We start from the raw sequence: 518 nt of genomic DNA on the forward strand, positions 1-518 counted from the left end.
AAGCTCCTTAGAAAGGAGGTGATCCAGCCGCACCTTCCGGTACGGCTACCTTGTTACGACTTCGTCCCAATCGCCGATCCCACCTTCGACAGCTCCCATGACAGGCCACTGGCTTCGGGTGTTACCAACTTTCATGACGTGACGGGCGGTGTGTACAAGGCCCGGGAACGTATTCACCGCAGCGTTGCTGATCTGCGATTACTAGCGACTCCGACTTCATGGGGTCGAGTTGCAGACCCCAATCCGAACTAAGGCCGGCTTTCAGCGATTAGCACACCCTCACAGGCTCGCAAACGCGTTGTACCGACCATTGTAGCATGTGTGAAGCCCTGGACATAAGGGGCATGATGATTTGACGTCATCCCCACCTTCCTCCGAGTTAACCCCGGCAGTCTCTCATGAGTCCCCACCATCACGTGCTGGCAACATAAGACAAGGGTTGCGCTCGTTGCGGGACTTAACCCAACATCTCACGACACGAGCTGACGACAACCATGCACCACCTGTACACCAACCAC

Annotated in this window: 1 rRNA gene; it reads right to left on the reverse strand. The window is 56.0% G+C overall.

Features of this window, described 5'->3' with window-relative positions:
• Positions 1-11: 11 nt before the first annotated feature.
• A 16S ribosomal RNA gene (locus HMPREF2656_RS02825) occupies positions 12-518 on the reverse strand; the annotation flags it as partial.

It is taken from the genome of Corynebacterium sp. HMSC034B08 (assembly GCF_001835805.1).
GTDB classification, from domain to species: domain Bacteria; phylum Actinomycetota; class Actinomycetes; order Mycobacteriales; family Mycobacteriaceae; genus Corynebacterium; species Corynebacterium coyleae.